The 16,340-nt window shown below is 70.3% G+C and carries 18 protein-coding genes, 1 tRNA gene and 1 riboswitch; of the genes, 12 read left to right on the forward strand and 7 right to left on the reverse strand.

Annotated features, from left to right (window positions below; genetic code table 11):
• Nucleotides 1-3 precede the first annotated feature (3 nt).
• Nucleotides 4-1,299, reverse strand: coding sequence for a PTS transporter subunit EIIC (locus Sru02f_RS04175; protein WP_109032685.1), 1,296 nt, complete (start codon nt 1,297-1,299; stop codon nt 4-6).
• Nucleotides 1,300-1,457: 158 nt separating this feature from the next.
• Here Sru02f_RS04175 and Sru02f_RS04180 point away from each other — a divergent pair, with 158 nt between their 5' ends.
• The 4 genes from Sru02f_RS04180 to rdgB all read left to right on the forward strand — a co-directional run bounded on the left by Sru02f_RS04180 (nt 1,458) and on the right by rdgB (nt 3,716).
• Nucleotides 1,458-1,691, forward strand: coding sequence for a glucose PTS transporter subunit EIIB (locus tag Sru02f_RS04180; protein ID WP_109032686.1), 234 nt, complete (start codon nt 1,458-1,460; stop codon nt 1,689-1,691).
• 76 nt (nt 1,692-1,767) lie between these two features.
• Nucleotides 1,768-2,505 (forward strand): ribonuclease PH, encoded by a 738-nt coding sequence (gene rph, locus Sru02f_RS04185; protein ID WP_109032687.1) that lies wholly within the window; start codon nt 1,768-1,770, stop codon nt 2,503-2,505.
• A gap of 157 nt (nt 2,506-2,662) precedes the next feature.
• Nucleotides 2,663-3,067 (forward strand): hypothetical protein, encoded by a 405-nt coding sequence (locus Sru02f_RS04190; RefSeq protein ID WP_109032688.1) that lies wholly within the window; start codon nt 2,663-2,665, stop codon nt 3,065-3,067.
• Between the two features lie 46 nt (nt 3,068-3,113).
• Entirely contained in the window at nt 3,114-3,716 is a 603-nt protein-coding gene (gene rdgB, locus Sru02f_RS04195; RefSeq protein WP_109032689.1) for an RdgB/HAM1 family non-canonical purine NTP pyrophosphatase, read from the forward strand.
• A 55-nt stretch (nt 3,717-3,771) separates the two neighbouring features.
• Here the strand turns inward: rdgB and Sru02f_RS04200 are convergent.
• From Sru02f_RS04200 to bcp, 4 genes are all read right to left on the reverse strand, one after another.
• A tRNA-Leu gene (locus tag Sru02f_RS04200) sits at nt 3,772-3,847 on the reverse strand.
• A gap of 15 nt (nt 3,848-3,862) precedes the next feature.
• Nucleotides 3,863-4,534 (reverse strand): HNH endonuclease signature motif containing protein, encoded by a 672-nt coding sequence (locus Sru02f_RS04205; protein ID WP_167469620.1) that lies wholly within the window; start codon nt 4,532-4,534, stop codon nt 3,863-3,865.
• Nucleotides 4,531-5,181, reverse strand: a complete 651-nt coding sequence (locus Sru02f_RS04210; RefSeq protein WP_109032690.1) for an HNH endonuclease signature motif containing protein — start codon at nt 5,179-5,181, stop codon at nt 4,531-4,533. Before Sru02f_RS04210 ends, Sru02f_RS04205 begins: the two co-directional genes overlap by 4 nt.
• 132 nt (nt 5,182-5,313) lie before the next feature.
• Nucleotides 5,314-5,781 carry a thioredoxin-dependent thiol peroxidase gene (gene bcp, locus Sru02f_RS04215; RefSeq protein WP_109032691.1) on the reverse strand — a complete coding sequence of 156 codons (468 nt, stop codon included), beginning with the start codon at nt 5,779-5,781 and terminating at the stop codon, nt 5,314-5,316.
• A 94-nt stretch (nt 5,782-5,875) separates the two neighbouring features.
• Here bcp and Sru02f_RS04220 point away from each other — a divergent pair, with 94 nt between their 5' ends.
• The 3 genes from Sru02f_RS04220 to Sru02f_RS04230 all read left to right on the forward strand — a co-directional run bounded on the left by Sru02f_RS04220 (nt 5,876) and on the right by Sru02f_RS04230 (nt 7,069).
• Nucleotides 5,876-6,208 (forward strand): DUF3618 domain-containing protein, encoded by a 333-nt coding sequence (locus Sru02f_RS04220; RefSeq protein WP_109032692.1) that lies wholly within the window; start codon nt 5,876-5,878, stop codon nt 6,206-6,208.
• A gap of 23 nt (nt 6,209-6,231) precedes the next feature.
• Entirely contained in the window at nt 6,232-6,588 is a 357-nt protein-coding gene (locus Sru02f_RS04225) for a GroES family chaperonin (protein ID WP_003975911.1), read from the forward strand.
• 61 nt (nt 6,589-6,649) lie between these two features.
• Nucleotides 6,650-6,717, forward strand: a riboswitch (guanidine-III (ykkC-III) riboswitch).
• Nucleotides 6,718-6,748: 31 nt separating this feature from the next.
• Nucleotides 6,749-7,069, forward strand: coding sequence for a DMT family transporter (locus Sru02f_RS04230; RefSeq protein WP_003975912.1), 321 nt, complete (start codon nt 6,749-6,751; stop codon nt 7,067-7,069).
• Here the strand turns inward: Sru02f_RS04230 and Sru02f_RS04235 are convergent.
• The gene (locus Sru02f_RS04235; protein ID WP_174855121.1) at nt 7,063-9,531 is read right to left on the reverse strand and encodes a transglycosylase domain-containing protein; all 2,469 of its coding nucleotides are present in this window, start codon (nt 9,529-9,531) and stop codon (nt 7,063-7,065) included. The genes Sru02f_RS04230 and Sru02f_RS04235 overlap by 7 nt on opposite strands.
• Before the next feature lie 194 nt (nt 9,532-9,725).
• Here Sru02f_RS04235 and Sru02f_RS04240 point away from each other — a divergent pair, with 194 nt between their 5' ends.
• Genes Sru02f_RS04240 through Sru02f_RS04255 form a run of 4 tightly spaced genes read left to right on the forward strand, consistent with a single transcriptional unit; the run spans nt 9,726 to nt 13,322 of the window.
• Entirely contained in the window at nt 9,726-10,532 is an 807-nt protein-coding gene (locus Sru02f_RS04240; RefSeq protein ID WP_109032693.1) for an ABC transporter permease, read from the forward strand.
• A 1-nt stretch (nt 10,533) separates the two neighbouring features.
• Nucleotides 10,534-11,385 (forward strand): ABC transporter permease, encoded by an 852-nt coding sequence (locus tag Sru02f_RS04245; protein WP_244941895.1) that lies wholly within the window; start codon nt 10,534-10,536, stop codon nt 11,383-11,385.
• A 23-nt stretch (nt 11,386-11,408) separates the two neighbouring features.
• Entirely contained in the window at nt 11,409-12,461 is a 1,053-nt protein-coding gene (locus Sru02f_RS04250) for an ABC transporter ATP-binding protein (protein WP_244941883.1), read from the forward strand.
• Nucleotides 12,462-12,494: 33 nt separating this feature from the next.
• The gene (locus Sru02f_RS04255; RefSeq protein WP_109032696.1) at nt 12,495-13,322 is read left to right on the forward strand and encodes a DUF1707 SHOCT-like domain-containing protein; all 828 of its coding nucleotides are present in this window, start codon (nt 12,495-12,497) and stop codon (nt 13,320-13,322) included.
• A 27-nt stretch (nt 13,323-13,349) separates the two neighbouring features.
• Here the strand turns inward: Sru02f_RS04255 and Sru02f_RS04260 are convergent, their stop codons facing one another.
• Nucleotides 13,350-14,714: an SGNH/GDSL hydrolase family protein gene (locus Sru02f_RS04260; RefSeq protein WP_109032697.1), complete on the reverse strand. Its 1,365-nt coding sequence runs from the start codon at nt 14,712-14,714 to the stop codon at nt 13,350-13,352.
• A 198-nt stretch (nt 14,715-14,912) separates the two neighbouring features.
• Between Sru02f_RS04260 and Sru02f_RS04265 the strand changes: the two genes are divergently transcribed.
• Nucleotides 14,913-16,304, forward strand: a complete 1,392-nt coding sequence (locus Sru02f_RS04265) for a DUF445 domain-containing protein (protein ID WP_109032698.1) — start codon at nt 14,913-14,915, stop codon at nt 16,302-16,304.
• Nucleotides 16,305-16,340 lie beyond the last annotated feature (36 nt).

The following is a 16,340-nucleotide window of genomic DNA, read 5'->3' on the forward strand; positions in this document are numbered from 1 at the left end:
GGTCTACACCTTGGTGACGTCCTCCACCTCTTCCTCCGGTTCCCGCCCCGGGGTCTTCAGATCGAACTTCGTGATCGCAAACCGGAAGACCACGTAGTACACCACCGCGAAACACAGCCCGATCGGAATGATCACCCACGGCTTGGTCGCCAGGTTCCAGTTGATGACGTAGTCGATCAACCCCGCCGAGAAGCTGAACCCGTCCTTGACCCCCAGCGCCCACGTCACCGCCATCGACACACCCGTCAGCACCGCGTGCGCCGCGTACAAGAGGGGAGCGATGAACAGGAACGAGTACTCCAGCGGCTCCGTGATCCCCGTCACGAACGAGGTCAGCCCCACCGACAGCATCAGGCCACCGACCTCCTTGCGCCGGTGCGGCTTCGCACAGTGCGTGATCGCCAGCGCCGCCGCCGGCAGCGCGAACATCATGATCGGGAAGAAGCCGGTCGTGAACTGCCCCGCGTCCGGGTCGCCCGCCAGGAACATGTTGATGTCGCCGTGCACCACCGTGCCGTCCGGCTTCGTGTACGAACCGAACTGGAACCACATCGGCACGTTCAGGAACTGGTGCAGACCGATCACCAGCAACGCCCGGTTCGCCAGCCCGAACACCCCCGCGCCCCACGCGCCGATCCCGTTCAGCCAGTCGCTGAAGCTCTCCAGCGCGTCACCGATCGGCGGCCACACCCACAGGCACAGCGCCGCGAACACGATCGCCACGAACGCCATGATGATCGGCACCAGCCGGCGGCCGTTGAAGAAGCCCAGCCAGTCCACCAGCCTCGTCCGGTGGAAACGCTGCCAGAAGTACGCCGTCAGCAACCCCATCACGATGCCGCCGAACACCCCCGGATTCTGGAAGACGAACGCCGTCACCTCGCCCGAACCGTCGGTCACCTGGCAACCGATCTGCGGGACCACCTTCGACCCCTCCGGACAGTCCTCCGGAAACTGCCGCAGCACGTTGTAGTAGACGAGGAACCCCGCCACCGCCGCGAGCGCCGTCGAACCGTCCGCCTTCTTCGCCATCCCGATGGCCACGCCCACACAGAACAGCAGCGGCAGCCCCAGCGACCCGTCGAGCAGCGCGCCGCCCGCGCCCGTCATCACCTTCGAGACGTTCGTCCAGCCCAGGCCGTCGTCCCCGAACACGTCCGGCTGCCCCAGCCGGTTGAGAATGCCGGCCGCGGGCAGGACCGCGATGGGCAACTGAAGAGAGCGACCCATCTTCTGCAACCCTTGGAACGCCGTGTTCCAACGGGCGCGAGCGGGGCTGACCGCGCTGTCGGCACTCATCCGGTCTCCATCCGGTCGCCGGTACACTGGTGTAGACCAGTTGACAGACGGCACCGCCGTCGTGACGCCATCATTCGGTACGCACCGCATGACCGCTCGCGAAGATGGGCCAACTGTGGGTTACTGCGACAAAGCGGTCCGGATCAGGGAGAACGAACATGGCCAGCAAGGCTGAGAAGATCGTCGCCGGCCTCGGCGGCATCGACAACATCGACGAGGTCGAAGGCTGCATCACCCGCCTCCGCACCGAGGTCAAGGACGCTTCCAAGGTCGACGATGCCGCCCTCAAGGCCGCCGGCGCCCACGGCGTCGTCAAGATGGGCACCGCCATCCAGGTCGTCATCGGCACCGACGCCGACCCGATCGCCGCGGACATCGAAGACATGATGTGAGCCACCGGCTCACCGGCAAGGGGCCTTTCCCACTCCGGGACGGGCCCCTTCCCCATGGGCCGCTAGGCTCACCCGCATGTCACGAATCGACGGCCGCACCCCCCAGCAGCTCCGCCCCGTCACCATCGAACGCGGCTGGAGCAAGCACGCCGAAGGCTCCGTCCTCGTCTCCTTCGGCGACACCAAGGTCCTCTGCAACGCCTCCGTCACCGAAGGCGTCCCCCGCTGGCGCAAGGGCAGCGGCGAAGGCTGGGTCACCGCCGAGTACGCCATGCTTCCCCGCGCCACCAACACCCGCGGCGACCGCGAGTCCGTCAAGGGCCGCATCGGCGGCCGCACCCACGAGATCAGCCGCCTCATCGGCCGGTCCCTGCGCGCCGTCATCGACTACAAGGCACTCGGCGAGAACACCGTCGTCCTGGACTGCGACGTCCTCCAGGCCGACGGCGGCACCCGCACCGCCGCCATCACCGGCGCCTACGTCGCCCTCGCCGACGCCGTCGCCTGGGCCCAGGGCCGGAAGCTGATCAAGGCCAACCGCAAGCCCCTCACCGGCACCGTCTCCGCCGTCTCCGTCGGCATCGTCGACGGCACCCCGCTCCTCGACCTGCGCTACGAGGAAGACGTCCGCGCCGACACCGACATGAACGTCGTCTGCACCGGCGACGGCCGCTTCGTCGAGGTCCAGGGCACCGCCGAGGCCGAGCCCTTCGCCCGCGACGAGCTCAACACCCTGCTCGACCTCGCCACCGCCGGCTGCACGGAACTCGCCGACCTCCAGCGCAAGGCACTCGACGCGGCCCTCGAAAGGTAAAGCGAGTAAAGGGAACGCCAACGGCAGGCAACTGGGCCGCCCGCGGGCGCGTCCCTAGCAGTACAGCACCACGGGCGTACGGCAGACCTTGCCGTACGCCCGACGCCGCACCGCACACGGGCCGCCCGGCCCTGTCCCAAGGGGAGGACCGAGACCCATGGCCGCGAGCCGCCACCGCCGCCTTCGCCGCACCGTCACCGCCGTCGCCACCGTGGCGACCATCGCCCTGACGGCCGGCCTCACCACCGGCTGCGACGCCGTCGACAAGGCGCTCGACTGCGTACGCACGGCCGACGCGATAGCCGACAGCGTCACCGAACTCCAGCAGGCCGTGGAGAACGCGGACGACCCCACCCAGTGGGAGGAATCCCTCAACTCCATCGACAAGAACCTCGACAAGATCGGCGACCAGACCGACAACACCGACGTCAACCAGGCCGTCGACGACCTCGGCAAGGCAGTCGACAACGTCCGCACCTCGGTCGAGAACGGCGACGAGACCCCCGACCTCAGCCCCGTCACCGACGCCGCGGGCGAACTGACGAAGGTCTGCACGCCGTAGGGGAGGGCTCGGTCCGGCCGGGCGGGGGGTCCGGAATACTGACCCCATGACCCGCCTCATCCTCGCCACCCGCAACGCCGGGAAGATCACCGAACTGAGGGCCATCCTCGCCGACGCGGGCCTGCCGCACGACCTCGTCGGCGCGGACGCCTACCCGCACATCCCCGACGTCAAGGAAACCGGCGTCACCTTCGCCGAGAACGCCCTCCTCAAGGCCCACGCCCTCGCCCAGGCCACCGGCCTGCCCGCCGTCGCCGACGACTCCGGCCTCTGCGTCGACGTCCTGAACGGCGCCCCCGGCATCTTCTCCGCCCGCTGGGCCGGCCGCCACGGCGACGACCAGGCCAACCTGGACCTGTTGTTGGCCCAGATCGGCGACATCGCCGACGAACACCGGGGCGCGTACTTCGCCTGCGCGGCGGCTCTCGCCCTGCCCGACGGCACGGAGCGAGTGGTCGAGGGCCAACTGAAGGGCACCCTCCGCCACGCCCCGGCCGGCACGGGCGGCTTCGGCTACGACCCGATCCTCCAGCCGGACGGCGAGACCCGCACCTGCGCGGAACTGACGGCGGCGGAAAAGAACGCGATCAGCCACCGCGGCAAGGCGTTCCGGGCGCTGGTGCCGGTGGTGCGGGAGCTGTTGGGGTGACTGTGCGACAGGGCCCCGCACCATCGAATCGAAGGTACGGGGCTCCGTCGCCCTGTGGGCCCGGTGGGACTCGAACCCACGACACACCGGACCTAAACCGGCGCCCTCTTGGCCAGCTGGGGTACGGGCCCGCAGCGATGGCTACTCTACTGGGCGAGGTGCGTGATTCGTCGCCCTCCCCTGCACCAGGTGCTGGTGATCGCGTGGCAGTTGGGACAGAGCAAGCGCAGGTTTGCTCGTCGGTTGTCGTGCCAGTCCCCGTTGATGTGGTCGACCTCTAGTGTCATGGGTCTACCGAGCCACTCCGGGGCGACTCCGCACCTGGCGCACTTCTCGTCAACACCGACTTCGCGAAGCGCGCGGCGTAACAGGGAGGTTTTGGTTCGTTGACCGCCGTCCCGCCGGATCAGGATGTCCTCGGCGCACTTGGCCGTTGAGCTTGCCCTGCCTCGCTGATGTGCCTGCCCAAGAAAGTGGGACGTGTCGATGCCGTCCTCTGCGACCCACTGGTGAAACAGCCTGCGAGACCGGCCGTTGCTCGGTTTGCCCAAGGCATCTAGGGCACCTGCGATGGAAATCGCTCCCGCCACCGCTCCTCGTAGCTCATCAACGGTTGGCCTCGGGCACTGGGCTTTGCCCCGTCCCCGGCGGGGGAAGTGCGAGATGTCGATGTCAAAGTGCTCGAAGCGCTTGTACAGATAGCGACGGAGATTGCGGTAGGGCTGGGTGCCGAAGAAGGCGATGACCTCGTCGATGTCCGAACACCGGGCCGCGGCTTCGGCCATTCGCTCACCCGTGTACTGCGTGCCCGTGGTCACGCGGCGCGCCCCTTGCTGCGGCCCCGGTATGTGTCCGTCGTGGAGTGGCAGTTCGGGCAGAGCAACCGAAGATTCTCGATCCGGTTGTTTCGCCAGTTGCCGTCGATGTGGTCGACCTCGAGGGGGAGTGGTTCCCCGAGCCACACTGCCTCGATACCGCAGAGCGCGCAGCGCTCTTCCATGCCGAGTTCGCGCAGTGCCCTCTTTAGTCGGCTGCCCGGAATACGCCTGGCGCGGGCTGACGTGTCCTCGATGAAAATTTCCTCAGGGGCCCGGCGTCGCTGGTTGTGGCGCTGCCGTTCGGTGCGGACCGCCGACGTGAAGTGCGATGTGTCGATGCCGTAGGCCCTGATGCGCCGGGAGATGTTTGTGTGGTGCCCTCCCACCGGGTCCAGTCCGAGTCGACGTAGTACGTCATTGACGCTCACCGACTCGGCGACCACGGGTTCCAGGATCTCCCGTGTCCACTTCGCACCCTCGCGCCTGAAGTGCGAGACATCCACCCCCAGTTTCCTCATCCGATCGAGGATGTACCGCCGCTTCCAGCTCTTCGGATCCACCCCCAGCCGCACCAACGCCTCCGACAACGTCCCCGACTCCTGAGCCGCCTCCGTCAGCCGCTCCCGGCTGTACGCGCTCGCCACCATCGGATCCCCTCCGTTTCCGGCCACGCGTTCGTGGCCTCGTACGGAGTAACGAACCGGTTATCGGACAGTCACGTACGGCATGCGGAAGGGCCCGTACCGGAAAGGTCCGGTACGGGCCCGCCGAAGGGGACTTCAGATGCCGAGGTCCTTGATGATCTTGGCCACGTGGCCGGTGGCGCGGACGTTGTACAGGGCGCGTTCGACCTTGCCCTCCTCGTCGACGACGATGGTGGAGCGGATGACGCCCATGTAGGTGCGGCCGTAGTTCTTCTTCTCGCCGAAGGCGCCGTACGCGTCGAGGGCCTTCTTGTCCGGGTCGGCCAGGAGGGTGACCTTCAGGGACTCGGCCTCGCGGAACTTGGCCAGCTTCTCCGGCTTGTCGGGGGAGATGCCGATCACGTCGTACCCGGCGCCGGTCAGCAGCTCCAGGTTGTCCGTGAAGTCGCAGGCCTGCTTCGTGCAGCCGGGGGTAAGCGCGGCAGGGTAGAAGTAGACGATGACCTTGCGGCCCTTGTGGTCGGACAGGGACACCTCGTTGCCGTCGGCGTCCGGGAGGGTGAAGGCGGGGGCCGTGTCCCCGGGCTGGAGTCGCTCGCTCATCGATCCAGCGTAACGGGGGGTCCTGACAGTGCGGCGGGGCCCGGAGCTGACAGACTGTCCGGGACAGCGTCAGAGCGGACTTCGGAGGCGTACGGTGGCGGACACGTCGGACATCAGGACCCCGGCGCAGATCGAGGCGGACATCAAGCGCCGCCGCGAGGTGCTGGCCGAGACGCTCGACGAGCTCGGGATGCGGGTGCACCCGAAGACGATCGTCGACGATGCGAAGGCCAAGGTCGCCTCCAGTGTCGATCACACGCTGGGCCGGGCGTACGTCCAGGTCAATCGAGTGGTGAGCGACGTGAAGGCGCAGTTCGTGGACGAGGAGGGCGCCCCGCGGATGGAGCGGGTCGTGCCCGTCGCGCTGGTGGTGGTCGGGGTCGTGGGGCTGCTCGCTCTGGGCGGCACCCGGCGGCGGAAGCGCTGAGCGCGGGCAGGTAGGTTCAGGGCGTGAGCGCCAAGAGAAACGAGCACGGTCCCCAGGACGACAAGCTGCCCATCCGGATGCTGCACGACCGCGTGCTCGTGCGGCAGGACACCGGTGAGGGCGAGCGGCGTTCCGGGGGCGGCATCCTGATCCCCGCGACGGCGGCCGTCGGCAAGCGGCTGGCCTGGGCCGAGGTGGTCGCGGTCGGTCAGAACGTACGGACCGTGGAGCCGGGCGACCGGGTGCTGTACGACCCGGAGGACCGTGCCGAGGTCGAGGTGCGGGGTGTGGGTTACGTGCTCATGCGCGAGCGCGATCTGCACGCCGTGGCGGCGGACCGGTTCGAGGGGTCGGAGGACTCCACCGGGCTGTACCTCTGAATCACGGGGTCACGTCGGACTCAAGGGGCTGGTGATCAAGGTCACCAGCCCCTTTGTCCTGCCTTTGCTATCTTGGGAAGCACCCCGACGAGACGCGCCGTACCGGGCTGAAGGCAAAGACGACGCACCACCGTTCAGTTCGTTCACGGAGGTGCCTGTCATGGCGTGGGTCCTGTTGTTCGTCGCCGGTCTGCTCGAGGTCGGCTGGTCGATCGGGATGAAGTACACCGACGGTTTCACCCGGCTGTGGCCCAGTGTGTTCACGGGTGCCGGGATCGTCGCGAGCATGATGCTGCTGTCGTACGCGGCGCGGACGCTGCCCATCGGTACCGCCTACGGCGTGTGGGTGGGCATCGGTGCGGCCGGGGCGGCGGTGCTCGGCATGGTGGTGCTGGGGGAGCCCGCGACCGCCGCCCGGATCTTCTTCATCTGTCTGCTGCTGGTCGCCGTGGTGGGTCTGAAGGCGACCTCCGGTCACTGACGCCTGGGCGTGACGGGGATGCCGGGGAAGCCGGTGTTCGAGTCCCCTCCGCCCGCGCCGTCGGTGTCTCCGCCGCCCGGCCCGGTGCCGCCGTTCGAGGAGTCGTCGCCGCCCGAGTCGCCACCCGAGTCGCCGCCGCCCGTGGGGCCCGGCTCGGTGCTGGGGCCACCGGTGGACGGGGTGCCGCCGCCGGTCGACGGCGGGTCGGACTCGGTGCCGCCGTCGTCGCCGGGCGGGGTGCTGCCGCTGTCGGAGTCGCCGGGGGTCTGGGAGCCGGTGCCGTCCTCGTCGGCGTCGCCCGGTCCGTCGGAGGCCTCGCCGCTGCCGCTCTCGTCGCCGTCGCCCGGTTCGTCCGAGGCGTCGCTGCTCGGGGGCGCGGTGACGTCGGCGCCGTCCTGGAGCTGGAGGTCGAAGTCGGCGACCGGTTCGCCCTTGAGGGCGTTGCGGGTGTACTGGCTCCAGATCTCGGCGGGGGCGCCGCCGCCGTTGATACGGGCGAGGCCCATGGCGCCGTACAGGGGTTTGTGGGCGGCGGTCTTCGGGTCCTGGCCCATGACGGCGACGACGGTGGCCAGGTCGGGGGTGTAGCCGGCGAACCAGGCGGCGGTGTCCTCCTCGGCGGTGCCGGTCTTGCCCGCGGCGGGGCGCCCGGCGGCCTGGGCGGCGGTGGCGGTGCCGTTCTGGACGACGCTGCGCAGGACGGACGTGGTGGTGTCGGCGGACTCGCGGCTGACGGCCTGCTGCTCGCGCCGCTCGGGCAGCTCGACCTCCTGCTTGCCGTCCTTCGTGACCTTCTCGACCAGCGTGTAGGTGCTGTGCCTGCCGTGGTTGGCGAGGGTCGCGTAGGCCTCGGCCATGTCGAGGGGGCTGGCGGTGGCGACGCCGAGGGCGATGGAGGGGGAGGGGGTCAGCTCGGGGGTGTCGGGGGAGAGCCCGAGGTCGATCGCGGTCTGCTTGACCTTGTCGGAGCCGACGTCGACGGCCATCTGGGCGTACACGGCGTTGATGGACTTGTCGGTGGCCTCGCGGACGGTGACGTGGCCGTAGTCGCGGTGGTCCTCGTTCTCCGGGGCGTAGCGGCCGCCGCTCCAGCCCTGGACGGGGCGTTCGCTGGTGCCGTCGTAGCGGGTGTTGGGGTTGATCATCTGCCCGCTCTGCGTCTCGGAGTGGTTCTCCACGGCGGACGTGAACACGAAGGGCTTGAAGGTGGAGCCGACCTGGAAGTCACGGCGGACGGCGTTGGGCGTGTACTGCTTGACGTAGTCGATGCCGTTGTACATGGCGACGACCTTGCCGGTCTTCGGGTCGACGGAGGCGCCGCCGGCGCGGACGTAGCCGTCGACCTTGCGTTCCTTCTTGTCGAGCTGGGACATCAGCTTGTCGTCGACGGCCTTGACGAAGGCGTCCTGCTTGTCCTTCTGGAGGGTGGTGGTGATGCGGTAGCCGCCGCGGCCGAGTTCCTCCTCGTCGACGATGTCGTTCTCGATCAGGTACTTCTTGACGATGTTGACGACGTAGCCGCGCTGTCCGGACATGTTGGTGGAGATGGTGGACTGCTTGGGCTTGGGGAACTTCGCGGCGGCGCGTTCGGAGGGGCTGATCCAGCCCTTGTCGGCCATGCCGTTCATGACGTACTTCCAGCGGGCCTCGGCGGCGGGCCGGTTCTCCGGGTGGGCGACGACGTCGTACTGGCTGGGGGCGTTGAGCAGGGAGGCCAGGTAGGCGCCCTGGGCGGCGGTGAGGTCCTTGGCGTCGACGCCGAAGTAGGCCTGGGCGGCGGCCTGGATGCCGTAGGCGCCGCGGCCGAAGAAGCTGGTGTTGAGGTAGCCCTCGAGGATCTCGCTCTTGCTCTTCTCCCGGTCGAGCTTGATCGAGATGAAGAACTCCTTCACCTTGCGGGTGACGGTCTGGTCCTGGGCCAGGTAGTAGTTCTTGACGTACTGCTGGGTGATGGTGGAGCCGGACTGCTTGCCCTTGCCGGTGGCGGTGTTCCAGCCGGCCCGGACCATCGCCATGGGGTCGATGGCGGACTCGCTGTAGAAGTCGCGGTCCTCGGCGGCGAGGACGGCGTGCTGGGCGTCCTTGGAGATGCGGGCGAGGCCGACGCTCTCGCGGTTGACCTCGCCGTCGCGGGCGAGGACGCTGCCGTCGGCGTAGAGGTAGACGTTGGACTGCTTGGTGGCGAGCGCGTTGGCGGCGGGGATCTGCACGAGGTGGTAGCCGAGGAAGAAGCCGCCGACGATCAGCAGCAGGCCGACGACGACGGTGCTCAGCACGATGCGCCAGGTCGGGATCAGCCGGCGCCATCCGGTGCGCTTGGGCCGCTTGGGCTTCTTCGCCTTCCCGGGTTCCGCGGGCGCTCCGGACGTCGCCTGTTCCCCCGTCTGCCCCTCGCCGGCCGCCTGGGGCTCTCTCGGGGCCCGGCCCTGGTTCGGCGGCTGCGGCTGCGGCTCGTCGCTCATCTCGTGCACGGACTCCTGTTTCGGCTTCTGCTTCGCTTCGTACGGTTTTCGGAACGTCTGAGTTTCTTCTGGTGAAGACTCTCGCACCGCGGGTTCCGTTCCCACTCGACGGCACACCCGTGAAATTCCGTGGCAGGGGCCCCCGGGGGCGCACTAGGCTCCTGCGCTTTGGTGCCGGTCGGAGGGGGAGGGCTGTGAGTGCGGGCTCGGGGCGGTTGTACGTGGCCGTCGCGGCGGGGGGATTCCGACGGTACGCGACGTATCGGGCGGCCACCGCCGCCGGGGTGTTCACCAACACGGTCTTCGGTTTGATCCTGGTTTACACCTATCTGGCCCTGTGGGACGAGAAACCGCAGCTCGGAGGATACGACCAGGCGCAGGCCGTGACGTTCGTGTGGCTGGGGCAGGCGCTGCTGGCGGCGCTGGCGATCGGGGGCGGCGGGTTCGAGGACGAGTTGATGGAGCGCATCCGTACGGGTGATGTCGCCGTCGATCTGTACCGGCCGGTGGATCTTCAGCTGTGGTGGCTGGCGGCGGACGTGGGGCGGGCGGTGTTCCAGTTGCTGGGCCGCGGGGTGGTGCCGTTCGTGTTCGGGTCGCTGTTCTTCCCGGTGGCGCTGCCGCGGGAGGTGTCCGTGTGGGCGGCGTTCCTGGTGACGGTGGTGCTGGCGATGGTGGTGGGTTTCGCGCTGCGCTATCTGGTGGCGCTGTCGGCGTTCTGGCTGCTCGACGGCACCGGGGTGACGCAGATGGCGTGGTTGGCGGGGCTGTTCTGCTCGGGGATGCTGCTGCCGCTGAACGTGTTCCCGGGCGCGCTCGGCGACGTGGTGCGGGCGCTGCCGTGGTCGTCGCTGCTCCAGGGCCCGGCGGACGTGCTGCTGGGGGAGGCGGATCCGCTGGGGACGTATCTGTTCCAGGCGTCCTGGGCGGTGGCGCTGCTGGCGCTGGGGCGGCTGGTGCAGTCGGCGGCGACGCGACGGGTGGTGGTCCAGGGTGGCTGAGGTGGCCGAGGTGGCCGAGGCGGCCCGGACGGGGGTACGGCGCGGGCGCGTCGTCGAGGGGGTGCGCGCGTACGGGCTGATCGCCGGGATGTGGATCAGGTCGACGATGGCGTACCGGACGTCCTTCGTGCTGACGGCGTTCGGGAACTTCGCGATGACCGCGCTGGACTTCGTGGCGATCCTGCTGATGTTCTCCCGGGTGGACGCGCTGGGCGGCTACTCGCTGCCCGAGGTGGCGTTCCTGTACGGGCTGTCGGGGGTGTCGTTCGGGCTGGCCGACCTGGCGATCGGCTCCATGGAACGGCTGGGCCGCCGGGTGCGCGACGGCACGCTGGACACGCTGCTGGTGCGTCCGGCGCCGGTGCTGGCGCAGGTGGCGGCGGACCGGTTCGCGCTGCGCCGGCTCGGCCGGGTGGTGCAGGGGCTGCTGGTGCTCGGGTACGCGCTGGTGGTCGTCGACATCGACTGGACGGCGGCGAAGGTGCTGCTGCTGCCGGTGGCGCTGGTCAGCGGGGCGGGGATCTTCTGCGCGGTGTTCGTGGCGGCGGGGGCGTTCCAGTTCGCGGCGCAGGACGCCTCGGAGGTGGCCAACGCCTTCACCTACGGCGGTACGACGATGCTGCAGTACCCGCCGACCGTGTTCGCGCTCGACCTGGTGCGCGGGGCGACGTTCGTGCTGCCGCTGGCGTTCGTGAACTGGCTGCCGGCGAGCTATGTGCTGGGGCGGCCGTATCCGCTGGACCTGCCCGGGTGGGTGGCGTTCACGCCGCCGCTCGCGGCCGCTGCCTGCTGTGCACTGGCGGGGCTGGCCTGGCGGGCGGGCCTGCGTTCGTACCGGAGTACGGGGAGCTGAGGGAGCCGATGGAGAGGGCGGACATGGCGGAGACGGCGAGGACGGCTGACGCGGCGCACACGGCGGGACCGGGGGCTGCGGCGGAGGCGGACGCCGCGGCGGATGCGGACGCCGACGCCTTCATCGAACTGGACGGCGTCGAGAAGGTCTTCGACGTGCGCAAGAAGACGGGCTTCCTGAAGCGGGAGCGGCGACAGGTGCGGGCGGTGGACGGGCTGTCGTTCACGGTGTCGCGCGGCGAGATGGTCGGCTACATCGGCCCGAACGGCGCCGGGAAGTCGACGACGATCAAGATGCTCACCGGCATCCTGACGCCGAGCGGCGGCCGGCTGCGGGTGGCGGGCATCGACCCGTCCCGGGAGCGGATCCGGCTGGCGCACCGCATCGGGGTGGTGTTCGGGCAGCGGACGACGCTGTGGTGGGACCTGCCGCTGATCGACTCCTACCGGCTCATGCACCGCATGTACCGCATCCCGGACGCCCGTTACCGCGAGAACCTGGACCGCTGTGTCGAACTCCTCCAGCTCCAGGAGCTGCTCGACGTGCCGGTGCGGCAACTCTCCCTGGGGCAGCGGATGCGCGGCGACATCGCGGCGGCGCTGCTGCACGACCCGGAGGTGCTGTACCTGGACGAGCCGACGATCGGCCTGGACGTGGTGTCCAAGGCCAAGGTGCGGGGGTTCCTGCGGGACTTGAACGCCGAGCGCGGCACGACGGTGCTGCTGACCACACACGATCTCCAGGACATCGAGCAGCTCTGCTCGCGCGTGATGGTCATCGACCACGGGCGGCTGATGTACGACGGACCGCTGGAGGGTCTGCACGAGGCGGGGGAGAGCGAACGCACCCTGGTGGTGGACCTGGAACGGGAGTTGCCGCCGATCGAGGCGCCTGAGCCGGCCCGGGTGGTGCGGGTGGAGGGGCCGCGGCAGTGGCTGGCGTTCCCGGCGTCGGAGTCGGCGGCCGGGCTGGTGGCGGGGATCGCGGCCCGGTATCCGCTGGTGGACCTGTCGGTGCGGGAGCCGGACATCGAGTCGGTGATCGCGAAGATGTACGCGGAACGCGCGGGCGCGTAGTGTCCGGCGCGGTGACCTCGTAGGCTGCTGTACATGACCGACGACGCCCCGGAACTCCGCGCATCCGACGCCGACCGTGAACGAGTCGCCGAGGTCCTGCGCGACGCCCTCGCCGAGGGACGCCTGGACATGGCCGAGTTCGAGGAGCGGCTGGACGCCACCTACAGCGCGCGGACGTACGGGGACCTGGCGCCGATCACCCGTGACCTGCCGGTCGGCGGGGCGGGCGCGGCGCCCCGGGTGTCGATGACCAAGGAGCCCGAGCGGGACGGGGACTGGGCGGGGCGGATCACCGGCGGCGAGGGCTCGTCGACCTGGGCGGTCGCCGTGATGTCCGGCTTCCAGCGCAAGGGGCGCTGGACGGTGCCGAGGCGGTTCAACTGCTTCGCGTTCTGGGGCGGCGGGGAGATCGACCTGCGCGACGCGGACTTCGCGGCGGGGGAGGTCGTGATCAACTGCGTCGCGATCATGGGCGGGATGAACGTGGTCGTGCCGCCGGGCGTCGAGGTGGTCGTGCGCGGCATCGGCTTCATGGGCGGCTTCGACCACAGCGAGGAGGGCGTGCTCGGGGACCCGGGCGCCCCGCGCGTGGTCGTGACGGGCTTCGCCTTCTGGGGCGGCGTCGGCGTCGAGCGCAAGGTGACGCGGGCCGAGCGGCAGCGGCTGAAGGAGGAGCGCCGCCAGGAGAAGCTGGAGCGCCGCCAGGAACGCGAGCGGGAGCGGCTGGAGCGCGGCTCGGGCCGACGGGAGCTGGACGCCTCCCGCTCCGACGGCCACGGCCTGGATGGACTGCACGACCTGCACGGCGCCGGCCGCGAGCGGGAGCTGGAACGGGAGCGCGAGCGGCGCCGGGACACCTGAGCGCCGCCCTCCGCTCCGGCCGGTGCGCTACGCCTTGACCGGTGCGGCGCCCTTCAGCGCGGTCAGGTCGATGACCTCGCCCATGCGCGCGTACCCCTTGTCGCCGGGGTGCAGGTGGTCGCCGCTGTCGTAGTCGGAGCGCATCCGGCGCGGGTCGTACGGGTCGCGCAGGGCCTTGTCGAAGTCGACGACGGCGTCGAAGACCCGGCCGGAGCGGATCTCTTCGTTGACCTCCTGCCGCATCGTCTCGCGCGCCTCGGTGTAGCCGCCGTAGCCGCCGAACGGCGTGATCGTGGCGCCGACGACCCGCAGTCCCCGGGCGTGCGCCCGGTCGACGAGGGTGCGCAGGCCGGTGAGGATGCCGTCCCGGTCGGCCAGTTCCGGGCTGTTCAGGACGTCGTTGACGCCGAGGACGACGACGACGGCCTTGACATTGGTGCGTTCCAGCACGTCCCGTTCGAACCGGCTCAGTCCGCTCGGGTTGTCGGCCGGCCGCCCCGGCCTGCTGGTCAGGAGCCGGTTGCCGCTGATGCCCTCGTTGACGACGCTGTAGCGGGGGGTGTCCCGGCCGTCGCCCGCCGCCGCGTGCAGGCGCGCGGCGAGGACGTCGGTCCAGCGGCGGTTGGCGTCGCTCTTGGAGCGGGCGCCGTCGGTGATGGAGTCGCCGAACGCCACGACCGTGCCGTCGGCCTCGTGGCTCAGCACGTCGAGGGCGGTCAGGTAGCGCCAGTACGGCGTGGGGGTGGTGTACGCGACGGCGGTGACGTCCGCCGTGCGGTCGCCGTCGGCCAGGTAGCTGGTCTGCCGGGCCTGCGGGTGGTAGGTCACCGGCCCGGACGGGATGGGGGAGTACGTGGTGACCAGGACGTTCGCCCCGTAGGGGATGGCGATGCGGGCGGCGTCGCTCATCACCTGGCCGCCCGCCGGGATGATCACCCGGGCGCTGCCGCCGAAGGTGAGCCGGCGCATGGTGTCGGCGATCGCGGCGGCCGTGTCGGGGCCGGCGGCCAGGGCGATCGAGGCGTGCGTGACGGTCAGCGGCGACTGCCCGTACAGGTTCGAGAGGGTGATCCGCGCGCCGGTGCCGCCGACCGAGGTGTGCACGACGTTGCGCACGGAGCGGCCCGCCAGGCCGGTCGTCTCGGTGCCCGGCTCGGCCGCGGCCGGTGCGGTGGCCCAGGCGCCCACCCAGGCACCCGTGGACGCGGGGGCGGCGTCACCTCGTGGGAGACGGCCTCCGGCCTGCAACGCGTGGTCCCTGCTGCCGTCGTCCGCGGACGCTCCGGCGTATATGGCCGCGGAGATCGCCACTATCAGGGTGACGATCGCCGCGAGCAGGGCACGGTGCTTGGTGGGGGGCGCCCCCGCACCCCCGTCACGACCCCGGGTCATGCTGTGCTGTTCTCCTCGGGCGAGGGGAGCCCCGAGGCTCCGGTCCGATGAACCCATGATGCGTCATGGGCGGAGGAAAGGCCGCAGAAGCCGCGGGCGTTCCCCCTCCCGGACAGACGCCGGGAACTTGTGTTCCGTTCCGGGAGTCGGTCAGGAAGGGACAATGTGTGAGGGACGTATCAGCGAACGGTGGAGCGGATGGAACGCACGAAGGCGGAACTTCCCGAAGGCGCGGGGGGTACGGGTGGTTCCGGGGGTGCCGGGGAGGCCGCGGGGGCGGACACCGGAGGCGCGGCCGGGAGTGCCGGCGCGGTCCGCGACCGGGCGATGACGTCCTTCAGCCCCGCCGACGAGGTCAAGCGCCGCGGCGTGCGGCGGATGAAGCTCACCGCCACCGGCCTGCTGCTCTTCGTCGCCCTGGTCTACGTCCTGGCCGAGTGGGCCGCCCACCGGGGCGCGGGCGCCTGGGCGGGCTATGTGTCGGCCGCCGCCGAGGCCGGCATGGTCGGCGCGCTCGCCGACTGGTTCGCGGTCACCGCCCTCTTCCGCCATCCGCTCGGCATCCCCATCCCGCACACCGCGATCATCCCGAAGAAGAAGGACCAGCTGGGCGTCTCGCTGGGCGAGTTCGTCGGGGAGAACTTCCTCTCCGAGGCCGTCGTGCGCCAGCGGCTGCGCGCCGTCGGCATCGGCAGCCGTCTCGGCGCCTGGCTCGCCGTGCCCGAACACGCCGACCGGGTGACGGCCGAGCTGTCCGCCGCCCTGCGCGGCGCCCTGACCGTGCTGCGCGACTCCGACGTCCAGGCGGTGGTCGGCGAGGCGATCACGCGCCGGGCCGACGCCCAGGAGATCGCCCCCGGCATCGGCAAGATGCTGGACCGGGTCGTCTCCGACGGCGGTCACAAGCGCGCCGTCGACCTGATCGTCTCCCGCGCCCACGACTGGCTGATCCTGCACGGCGACTCCGTGATGGACGCCGTACAGGGCGGGGCGCCCGGCTGGACCCCCCGGTTCGTCGACCGGAAGATCGGCGACCGGGTCTACAAGGAGCTGCTGCGCTTCGTCACCGAGATGCGCGACATGCCCGCCCACCCGGCACGCGGCGCCCTGGACCGCTTCCTCACCGACTTCGCCGCCGACCTCCAGTCCGACACGGAGACCCGCGCGCGGGTGGAGCGGCTGAAGACCGAGGTGCTGGGCCGCGGCGAGGTCCAGGATCTGATCGCGTCCGCCTGGACGGCCGTACGGTCCATGATCGTCTCGGCGGCGGAGGACGAGCGCAGCGAACTGCGGCTCAGGGTGCGCGCCTCGCTGCTCTCCCTGGGAGCCCGGATGGCCTCCGACGCCAAGGTGCAGGCCAAGGTCGACGGCTGGGTGGAGGGCGCCGCGGTGTACGTGGTGACCACCTACCGCAAGGAGATCACCTCGCTGATCACCGACACCGTGGCGGGCTGGGACGCCGAGCACACCACGAAGAAGATCGAGGCGAACATCGGCCGCGACCTCCAGTTCATCCGCATCAACGGCACGGTGGTCGGCTCACTTGCCGGGCTGCTGATCTACACGGTCTCCCGCATCCTGGGGGCGTAGGGCTGCCGCGGGCGGCCCTGCGGCCTCCCGGCTCGG

The organism is Streptomyces rubrogriseus, assembly GCF_027947575.1.
Lineage (GTDB): Bacteria > Actinomycetota > Actinomycetes > Streptomycetales > Streptomycetaceae > Streptomyces > Streptomyces rubrogriseus.